The organism is Geitlerinema sp. PCC 9228, from assembly GCF_001870905.1.
Lineage (GTDB): Bacteria > Cyanobacteriota > Cyanobacteriia > Cyanobacteriales > PCC-9228 > PCC-9228.
In genome coordinates, this window is record NZ_LNDC01000077.1 from 36,067 (window position 1) to 46,361 (window position 10,295).

A 10,295-nucleotide genomic window follows, 5' to 3' on the forward strand; every position below is an offset into this window, starting at 1 on the left:
GCCCCTACAGTTGCGGATAAAAAATGAGGGGCATTTCCAACTGAATTGGAAAACCTTTCTACAACTTTTGCCCGCGAATGGATAAATCCAATAATTCCATCGGATGCATCAACGGCATTTCCTTCCCTTGCAGGCGCATGTGTTTTTGAATTTGCAACGAACAACCGGGATTGGGCGAAACAATTAACTCTGCCCCCGTATCGAACAAATTCTCTACCTTCTGTTCGCCCAACTCATCTGCTACTTGCGGCTGCAACATATTGTAAACCCCCGCACTGCCGCAACACAGTGCCGCATCCACAGGTTCGCGCAAACGGATATTGGGAATTTGTTGCAAAACTTGCCGGGGTTGCAGGCTAATTTGTTGCCCGTGTAGTAGGTGACAGGCATCTTGAAAAACAATGGGCAATTCTTGGTCGCTGACGGGATGCAAATCCGCCGTCATGCCTACTTCTGCCAAAAATTCCTGCACGTCGCGCACTTTGGCGGCAAAATTGGCAGCTTTTTCCCGATATTCTGGGTCGTCTTCCAAAATATGACCGTATTCTTTCAATGTATGCCCGCAACCGGCAGCATTGATAATAACAGCATCCAAATCCATGCCTGCAAAAGAATCAATCAACTGACGGGCAAGGCTTTGGGCTTGGGCTTCTTGACCTTGGTGGGCGGGCAATGCCGCACAACAGCCTTGACTTGGCGGAATTACAACCTCGCAACCGTTGGCAGTTAGCACCCGCACGGTGGCTTCGTTGACGGGATGGAAAAACAAACGCTGCACGCATCCTAGAATAACACCAACCCGATAGCGTTTTTCTCCTTGGGCGGGAATCACCGTGGGGAAATTGTCGCGAAAGGCATCTGGCGTTAGTTGCGGCAGAATGGATTCCATGGCACCCAGGCGGGGGAAGATTTTGGGTAGCAAACCGGTGGCGCGCACTAGTTTTTGCAATCCCAGTTTTTGATATAAAAATAAGGGGGCTAGCAGCCAACGCAGCCGGCGGGGGTAGGGAAATAGGGAGAAAATCAACCCCCGAATGAAGCGATCGCGCCAAGAACGTTCTACGTTACGCTCTACTTGGGGTCTAGTGGCAGCAATTAAGCGATCGTAAGCCACCCCGGAAGGGCAGGTAGTGACACAGGCAAGGCAACCCAAACAGGTGTCAAAATGCTGGGTGGTAGCGGGTTCTAGAGGCACATCTTCTTTGTTGATGGCATCCATCAAATAAATACGCCCCCGGGGAGAATCCATTTCTTTGCCGATGACGCGATAGCTGGGGCAGGTAGCCAAACAAAACCCGCAATGCACGCAGGTATCGATGATATCTTGCTGGGGGGGATTTTTGCTGTCAAAGGTAGGAAATTGTAAGGGGGCTTCGTGGGTGGGAATTTCTGGAGATTCTTCTGTTTGGATATCCTCTAATTTGGCTGGTCTGGTTTGGGGATTTTCCGATTGTGTCATATGAAATCCTATTTGAAAAGTGTGAAAAGTTTTCTAGAACCAAAATTTTCTAAATGCCACCGACAAAACGATAGGGATTGAGAATTTTGCGATCGTCAAATTGATTTTTAATTTTCTCCATCCAGGAAAAGGCGTTTCCCGAATAGCCCCAAACATCGATTTGGTTTTTGAGTGCTGGAGGAGCTTCTAAAATGGTCAGAAAACCGCGTTCGGTTTCGCAAAAAGCTCGCAAACGTTTAATTTCATCGCTGGTTGGCTGCCCCTCTTGGTAGGGAAAACGAATTCTTCCCAAACCGCTGCGACCCCGCATACAAGCGATCGCGCCTTTTGGAATTTGGTCGAGACAAGCCACCGCTGATGTAGGTTTTACTCCTATTTTGCCGAGAATTTCCCATCCTGGGGACGGTGATTCCATAAAAGTTGACAATCTTTTCCATAAATCGCTTTCATTAGCATCCCCATAAATTTGGGCATTTATACTTACATTTTCCAGGATTTTAACGGTATTTTTAGCCTGTTCTTCCACGCTTTCTGGTGTGCTTTGAAACCGCACCCACAATCCCATCTCATTTCCCATGTCTAATTGAGCCATTGCACTGGCAGATACGTATTCCAAAGCCGTTGGAGTAAGCGTTGAAGCCAACAGCATTTTGCCAGCTTCCGCGATTTGGGAGACATCGCCGCTAATCACAACTGTGGTAGCTGCCGGTGGCATGGGATAAGCGCGAAATGTCACTTGGGTTAAAATTCCTAAGGTGCCGTAAGAGCCGGTAAATAATTTCATCATGTCGTAGCCGGCAACATTTTTGACGACGCGCCCTCCCGCTTTGGCAAAAACGCCATCGGAACGCACAAAGGAAATGCCAATCAACTGGTCGCGCACACCGCCATACCGCTGTCGTAAAAATCCCGAATCTGCGGTGGCTACCATACCTCCTAGGGTAGCGCGATCGCGGTAGGTTGGATCCAGCGCCAAAAACTGATTTTCTGCCGCCATCGTCGCCTGCACTTCCGCAAAAGGCGTTCCCGCAGCCGCTGTCAGCGTTAAATCACCCGCCGCATGTTCCACCACGCCGCACAAACGCTCGGTGCTAACAATTAGTTTGACACCGGATGCCAAGCCTCCCCAATCAATTTTGCTGCTGTTGCCGGTGGGTAAGATGCCCCAGCCATTTTTATAAGCCAGGGCAACCACTTCCGCCAAAGCTTCCGGCGTTTGGGGAACAACCATACATTCCGGCAAAGATGCCCTAGGTGAGAGCGCCTTTTTTATCTTTTGCTGGCGCTGTTGGGGCAACTGTTCAAAAGCGACAATATCCGCCGCATCTACAATTGTTTCTAAACTGTTGACAACCATTGCTTATTTATTTTGAACTACTGCAAAAACAAACGCGGGGGGGAACCAAGCAAGCACTGAGACTTACTCCTAAGATGGCTCCCTATCCCGCAAACCAACTGCCGTGCGCAAAATTTGCCCAGCCAGAATCGCTGCCCCAAAGCCGTTGTCGATGTTGACCACGCCAATCCCGGGGGCACAGGAGTTCAGCATGGTCAGCAAAGGTGCCAAACCGTTAAAACTAGCACCATAACCGATACTGGTGGGAACAGCAATCACGGGAGAATCCGCCAAACCAGCTACTACGCTGGGCAAAGCCCCTTCCATACCAGCTACCACAATTAAAACATCTACAGAAGCGATCGCTTTTCGGTGGTTGAGCAAGCGATGGATACCAGCAACGCCAACATCCGTAAAACGCCGTACGGAAAAACCGCATAATTCTGCCGTCACCGCTGCTTCTTCCGCTACAGGCAAATCAGAAGTACCCGCACACAAAACAGCAATTTTCCCGGGTTTGGGGCTGGGATAGCAAGGAATGGAACAAATGCGAGCAGTTTCGTAGTAATGCAGTTCCGGAATTTTGGGTTGAATTTGCCGATACACTTCTGGCGAGATTCTGGTTGCCATCACCAGGGGAGATTTCTGCCGCATTGCCAGCATAATTTCTACAATTTGTGCGGGGGGTTTCCCAGCGCCGTAGACCACTTCTGGAAATCCGGTGCGCAGGCTGCGGTGGTTGTCAATCTGCGCGAAATCTCCTACAGCTTGCACGTTGAGAAATTTTAGCTGTTCTTGGGCTTGTTCCGGGGGTATGTTGCCTGCTGCTACATTTTCTAAAAGGTTTCTGATAGATTCGTTTTGCTGCATAGGGAAATGGAGAGGTTGGTAGAGGGCAGGATTTGTATGTTGTTTTATAGCATTTTTTTTCGATGGTGAAAATGAAATTTGGTGGCTGTTACGAGGGTTCCCGTGGATCCAAATTACGGTAGTCTGCCCGAATATGATTCATACCAAATCCGATGTGTGTAAATCATATTTGAGATAGAAGAGGGGGAGGAGGGGAAAACCACCAGAAGTTGTAGCCTTAGCCTGGGGAATTTATCGGGTTTTCTCAGTACGGATTTGGTTTTATATAGCAATTTCACATCAAATATAAACGGAATATATCTAGAAATTTGGAAACCCTGTAGGGGCGGTTCGCGAACCGCCCCTACCAATTGCATCATATACACGCCAAGTGAAAACGCTATATAGCAATTTCACATCAAATATAAACGGAATATATCTAGAAATTGGGAAACCCTGTAGGGGGGGGATGAGCGATCGCTGGCGCTGGAAAATTTTCCTAAGCTTGCAAATTTTCATGGTTGGGGATGGTGGAAATATCAAAGCTTTGATACAAATCCCGCAAAATTGCTGTAATTTTAGAACTGTAATCTTCGGATGGGGTCCATTTTCCGGCAAGGTCATCAATTGTTGCTGCAGAACCACGAGGTTGAACCAGGTCAAATCGCGGATCGACAATGGGTGGATTGTTAATTGGTTCGGTGGTTGCGTAAGCTTTCAGATGCTGGATATGAGCTTTTACACCAGTCTTGGTATCGGGGAAGGAAGCACCTTGTTTGTTCTCGTTAATAGCTCCCAATCCAGCAAAATTGTTTTGGCTGGCTTCTACTATACCATGAAAGGCTAAATAACCGGTTTCCAGACACATTTGACAGAAGGCAATATCGTGATTGATTCCTTCTTTTTCTGCTTCTTCTACATATACCTCAGCGATGTGGGGAAAGCGATCGACAAATTGTCCGGAGTTATGATTTTTGAGAAAATTCGTTAGTTGTGCGGCACTGGCTTTTCCAGTTCCTTGAATGCGTTCGAATTGGGATGGAAAATTGATAACAACGGTGTTGCGATCGCGTTGGAAGTGAACACCAACATTTAGCGAAACCAGACTATTGGCACGAATGTAAACAACGTCATTTTGTTTTTTTCGGGGAATGCTTTGGTCTGGTTCGTATCCTAGCGTTTTGACTGCTAGGTCTTGTTTTACATAGGGTTGCTTGTTGGCGACAATGGCGGCTTCGGCAAACTTTTTGCCGTTGATTTCTGCATCAATTTTGGTATACTGTTTGTTTGGGTTGATAAAGCGTAGTTGGGATAAAACTGCGAGCGCGGCATCTCCAGGACAGTCGGTTTCGTCCACATCTCGATGGGCAAAAACTTCGCGATCGCTATGGTTCGGTGTTACAGTTCCTAGATGGGATAGTGGTGCGTAGGGTCCGCCATAATTGCTAGCATTGGGGTCAAATTTTAGCCAACCCAAAAACTGAGAGATTAAATCGGTATAGGGGTGGAGATCGAGGTTGTAGTTTTCAAAGTCTCCCTGCAAGGCAATACCAATAGCGCGATCGTTAAATCCCCTGGTATGCGCTCCGGAACGGTCTTCTCCGCGACCTTCACATACATAGATGGATGGGGTTTTTGTATTCATTAAAAAGACCACAAAGTTATAAGGGACATCGTATCCCAAATCCGGTCGAATGGTTTGTAATTTTTGCATTTGGTTGATAACATGGCTTTCTGTTTCCCACAAGTTTTTCGATGGGTCGGAGTCAACAATAACGGTGTGGTGAATGAAAACGCGATCGCGATAGCTTCGGGGAACAATATCACCGCGACGGGGAAAGTTAGGGTCGGCGGACCAACTGTCTCGATCGAGATAAGTAACCCCCGGTGCAATATCGATTTTTGCCATTGTTTGTTTCCTCAATATAATCTTTCAAAATGTATAAGCTCAAGATGCCTTACAGGGGGTATTTCTGTGGGAAAACGCATTCGTCAGGAAATTTTGGGAAATACCACCATAAAAAAAACAGATATGTACAAGCAATGAAATCTTAATGATATTTCAAATTATTTTGTAGATAAAATTCTAATTTCGTTTTTTAAAAATTCGGTTATTAAAAAATATAGATAGCTAAGAATTTAAGAATTTATAGCTTGCTTGGGGAGATTTGTGTCCGTGCCAGCCGAGCGAGGCGTGCCATGGTTGGCTGCAGGGGTAGCCAATTGGAGCGAAAGTACGCTATAATAAAATGTTTAACAACTCTCCCACCTAACAGCATATCGCTTCGCAGTTGGGAAAACGGAAAGCGTCGTTTGCAATTTTGGCAATGTTTCTATGGCTTCTTCACCCCATCGTTCCCCATCCAAATCAAAAGCCAAACCCCCCCATCAATCCCACCACAAAAAATCTGCCGAACCGGCACCATCTGAAAGTTCTCAAAAAGATCTTGTGTTTGGACGCCACAGCGTTTTGTCTTGTTTGGAACAGGGAAGACCCCTCGATCGCATTTGGTTGGTCGCCTCCCTGCAAAAAGATTCTCGATTTCAACCCCTTTTGCAACAAGCCAAGCAACAAGGAACCGTCATCCAAAAAACCGATCCCCAACATTTAAACCGCCTCAGCCAAGGGGGAAACCATCAAGGGATTGTGGCGCAAATGGCTGCCTACCAATATCAAGATTTAGAAGACTTGGTGGCTGCCGCCAAAGCCGCTACGGATTTTCCAGTCTTAATCGCTGCCGACGGCATTACCGATCCCCACAATTTAGGCGCTATTATTCGCACCGCCGAAGCTTTCCGAACCCAAGGTGTGGTGATTCCTCAACGGCGTTCCGCATCGGTTTGTGCAACAGTACCTCACCATACGCGCTCCCATAACTGGTACAGTTTTAGCAGACGGCAACTTGGATTTGCGAGAAGGAGATTTAATCGAACCCAACGCTTCCCAACCCACCGCTTTGATGACAATCGCCAACCTCCAACAACTGGTCGCCAACGTCAAAATTCGCCAAGAAGATATCCAATTTGTGGAAGCAGGCAAATCCGTTAGCTTCCGTTCCAAACAAGATAAACTCGATCCCTACCCCGCCGAAGTTCACGCCATCGGCAAAGAAGTCACCACCGACCAAGAAACCAAAAAGCGAGTCATCCCCGTACAGGTCATCGTAGACAATCCCCAAGGAGAAGACCGACTGCGACCCGGAGGTACCGGCTATGCCAAAATCCATTCCCAGGATATGTTCCTATACCAGCGATTGGGTCAAGAATTGGTCCGTCTCCTGCCAGCCAGACTGTTCCCCAGCGGCAACATGAACGACAAGCAAAATCCATCGGAAAGTTAAGAAGCATCGGGATGAAAATAATCGTAAATTTGTTTCGCCAAATGGGGACCAATGCCTGGCGCTTCTGCAAGTTGTTCCGGCGTGGCTATGCGAATGTAGTCCACCGAACGAAAATGAGCCAACAATTGTTTCTGCCGTTGGAAACCTAAGCCGGGAATATCTTCTAAAAGCGATCGCTTCATACGTTTGTCCCGTCGGCTGCGATGGAAACTCACCGCAAACCGATGCGCCTCATCCCGCAAACGTCGCAATAACTGTACCCCCGGTTGTTCGGCATCTGTTTCCAACGGCAGCGACTCCCCTGGCAAAAAGATTTCCTCCCGCTGCTTTGCCAACCCCACAACGCGCAGGTGTTGCAGTAAATTCATCTGCTGCAAAACATCTACCGCCGCCGATAGCTGACCTTTGCCGCCGTCAATTAACACCAAATCGGGAAAATCATCCGGATGCGACATTTCCACATCCATATCCCGATACTGGCGAAACCGCCGTTGGATAACTTCCGCCATACTGGCAAAATCGTCGGAATGACCCCCTTGTACATTGGGATTTTTAATTTTATAGTGGCGGTATTGCTGGTTGGCTGGCAATCCATCCAGGAAAACCACCCGCGAAGCTACGGCATCCGACCCCTGAACGTGAGAAATATCGTATCCTTCAATGCGATGGGGAACTTTGGGTAAATCTAAGATTTCCGCTACGTCTTGCAAGGCGGCTGTATTGCGATCGCTCATTCGTTGCAGCCGTTGCAGTTCGTATTCCGCATTTTGTTTCACCATCGCCAGAACCGACCCACGATTGTTCCCACCATTTCTCACTTGCCGTTGGGGAACCACAAACGATACCTGCTTGCCTTTGCGGCTACCCAACCATGCCGCCAGCATTTCTCGGTCTGGCAAATCTGTTTCCACCACAATTTCCGTGGGAATTTCCACCGCATCCACATCGCGATAGTGTTCCGATAAAACCCGCGAACAAATTTCCCCGGCTTCCCCGGCATTCGCCAAAAATCCCAAACGTCCTACCAATTGTCCGGCGCGAAACTGGAATAATTGAATGCAGGCGCGTTGGTCGTCGCTGGCAATCGCGATCGCATCCCGCGAAACTCGGTCGTCTGGTAAAGTAACCTTGCGGTCTACCCCTAATTTTTGCAAACCGCGAATTTGGTCCCGCAACCGCGCCGCTACTTCAAAATTTTGCGCTGCTGCTGCTGTTTCCATCTGTTTTTGCAGGCTGTTAACCAATTCTTCGGTTCTCCCCTGGAACACCATCGCTACCCGTTGGACGATTTCTCGATATTCCGATGGGGAAATTAACTGTTGGCATACGCCAGGACATCTGCCAATGTCGTAGTTGAGGCAAGGACGGTCTTTAAATAGGGGTTTGGGACGCTGGCGCAGGGGAAAAATTCGTTTTAAGAGGTTTAGGGTACTGTAGAGTTGGTGCGCGTCTACATAGGGTCCGTAATAGCGGTCCTGGGGATTTTGCCGGCGTCGCTTGCGGGTGGCGAAAATGCGGGGGTAAGTTTCCGACCAGGTAATGCACAAATAGGGATATTTTTTGTCGTCTTTTAATAAAACGTTAAAATAAGGTTGGTGTTGTTTGATTAGGTTCGCTTCTAAAATCAGCGATTCTTCTTCGGTGTCGGTGACGATAAATTCTATGTCGGCGACTTGGCGCACCATGAGTTGGATGCGATCGCTTAATTGTTGGGATGGGCTAAAATAGGAACGGACCCGCGATCGCAATTTTTTGGATTTGCCGATATACAGAATGCGATTTTCCCCATCCCGCATGATATACACGCCGGGAACTGGCGGAATTTCCCGCAAACGGCTTTCCAAGCGTTCCCTATCTTCGATTAAAGGAGAGAATTCTGTTTGCGTGCCCCTCATCAGTTTGCCGCTATCTGGTTTCTCCGTTTTCTAGTTTATCGCGGGGTTGGCGTAGGCGTTGTGAAAACTGTCCAGAATTGTTTCCCCATATCGGCTACAGAAATTATATTCTAGAAGGGAGTGGCAAATTTTTCCGAATTTGGGGTTTTAAGCGTGGATAAGATTCCCCCTCTGGATTTGGCGCAGCAATACGAAACCATTAAGGCAGAAGCTGCCCAAGCCGTGGCTGAGGTGCTAGCATCGGGACGTTACATTGGCGGTACGCCGGTAAGCGAGTTTGAGGCGCAATTTGCGGCTTACCACCAGGTGTCGTCATGTGTGGCTTGCAATTCCGGTACGGATGCGCTGTTTTTGGCGTTAAAGGCGTTGGAAATTGGTCCTGGTGATGAGGTGATTACGACGCCGTTTACGTTTATTGCGACTGCAGAAGCGATTGCGATGGTTGGCGCAACGCCGGTTTTTGTGGATATTGACCCGCGTACGTTGAATTTGGATCCGCAATGGATTGAAAAGGCAATTCGCGATCGCACCAAAGCTATTTTACCAGTGCATTTGTTCGGACAACCGGCGGATATGAGCGCTATCAATGCGATCGCTAGGGCCTATAATTTATATGTTATCGAAGATTGTGCCCAAGCAACTGGCGCTACCTGGGGCGGACAAAAATGCGGCAGTATCGGCGATATTGGCTGTTTTAGTTTTTTCCCCACCAAAAATTTAGGCGCTTGCGGCGATGGTGGTGCTATTGTTGCCAACAACCCCAATCTCGCTGCTAAAGTACGCATGTTGAAAGAACACGGCAGCCGTTGTCGCTACTACCACGAAGTGACTGGTACCAACAGCCGCCTGGATGCCATTCAAGCGGCGATTTTAAATATTAAACTTCGCTATTTGGATAGTTGGAACCAGCGGCGGCGGGAGTTACAAGCCAACTATCAGGATTTGTTGCAAAATGGCTGTGGCAAAACCATGTTGGTGGGGAAGGAACTGTCGGAAGCTATGCCAGCCAACCAACCTGCGGTGATTTTGCCTCAAGAATTGTCTGACGGATGTGGCGTTTGGAATCAATATACTATTCGCGTTTGGGATGGTTCCAGCTATAGTAGCGAATTTCGCGATCGCATTCGCCAGCAGTTACAAGCTGCCGGTGTCGCTACCATGGTTTATTATCCTATTCCTTTACATTTACAACCGGTCTATCAATCTTTGGGGTACACAGCCGGTTGTTTCCCCGTCGCCGAATCAACAGCCAAAAGTGTTCTATCCTTGCCGATTTTCCCAGAAATGACCTTCGCACAGCAGAAAAAAACGGTTTGTGCTTTGCAGGATTGCGTCACTGACCCCGCGCTAAAGCGACGGGGCTTGGGAACAGCCAGGTTCCCGTAGTAGTGGCTAGACCAAGAGCCGATAGTAGT

7 protein-coding genes and 1 pseudogene are annotated in these 10,295 nt (G+C 48.2%); 3 read left to right on the plus strand and 5 right to left on the minus strand.

Going from position 1 to position 10,295, the window contains the following annotated elements; all coding sequences use genetic code 11:
* Positions 1 to 58: 58 nt before the first annotated feature.
* The 4 genes from AS151_RS06370 to AS151_RS06385 form a co-directional block, all read right to left on the minus strand.
* Positions 59 to 1,459, minus strand: coding sequence for a heterodisulfide reductase-related iron-sulfur binding cluster (locus tag AS151_RS06370; protein WP_084639435.1), 1,401 nt, complete (start codon positions 1,457 to 1,459; stop codon positions 59 to 61).
* Between the two features lie 49 nt (positions 1,460 to 1,508).
* Complete coding sequence (locus AS151_RS06375) at positions 1,509 to 2,816, minus strand: FAD-binding oxidoreductase (protein ID WP_071516215.1); 1,308 nt, start codon at positions 2,814 to 2,816, stop codon at positions 1,509 to 1,511.
* A gap of 69 nt (positions 2,817 to 2,885) precedes the next feature.
* On the minus strand, positions 2,886 to 3,665 hold the full coding sequence (gene larB / locus AS151_RS06380) for a nickel pincer cofactor biosynthesis protein LarB (protein ID WP_071516216.1): 780 nt from the start codon (positions 3,663 to 3,665) through the stop codon (positions 2,886 to 2,888).
* 478 nt (positions 3,666 to 4,143) lie between these two features.
* Positions 4,144 to 5,553, minus strand: a complete 1,410-nt coding sequence (locus AS151_RS06385; RefSeq protein WP_071516217.1) for a glucosaminidase domain-containing protein — start codon at positions 5,551 to 5,553, stop codon at positions 4,144 to 4,146.
* Between the two features lie 426 nt (positions 5,554 to 5,979).
* On the opposite strand from AS151_RS06385, the pseudogene AS151_RS22745 reads away from it, so the two are divergent.
* Positions 5,980 to 6,480, plus strand: a pseudogene (locus AS151_RS22745) (RNA methyltransferase substrate-binding domain-containing protein); the annotation flags it as partial.
* A 7-nt stretch (positions 6,481 to 6,487) separates the two neighbouring features.
* Complete coding sequence (locus AS151_RS22750) at positions 6,488 to 6,985, plus strand: HlyD family secretion protein (protein ID WP_084639437.1); 498 nt, start codon at positions 6,488 to 6,490, stop codon at positions 6,983 to 6,985.
* On the opposite strand, the gene uvrC is transcribed toward AS151_RS22750, so the two are convergent.
* Positions 6,982 to 8,880 (minus strand): excinuclease ABC subunit UvrC, encoded by a 1,899-nt coding sequence (uvrC, locus tag AS151_RS06400; protein ID WP_071516220.1) that lies wholly within the window; start codon positions 8,878 to 8,880, stop codon positions 6,982 to 6,984. The two genes, AS151_RS22750 and uvrC, sit on opposite strands and share 4 nt — an antisense overlap.
* Before the next feature lie 120 nt (positions 8,881 to 9,000).
* Between uvrC and AS151_RS06405 the strand changes: the two genes are divergently transcribed.
* The gene (locus tag AS151_RS06405) at positions 9,001 to 10,266 is read left to right on the plus strand and encodes a DegT/DnrJ/EryC1/StrS family aminotransferase (protein ID WP_071516221.1); all 1,266 of its coding nucleotides are present in this window, start codon (positions 9,001 to 9,003) and stop codon (positions 10,264 to 10,266) included.
* Positions 10,267 to 10,295: the final 29 nt, after the last annotated feature.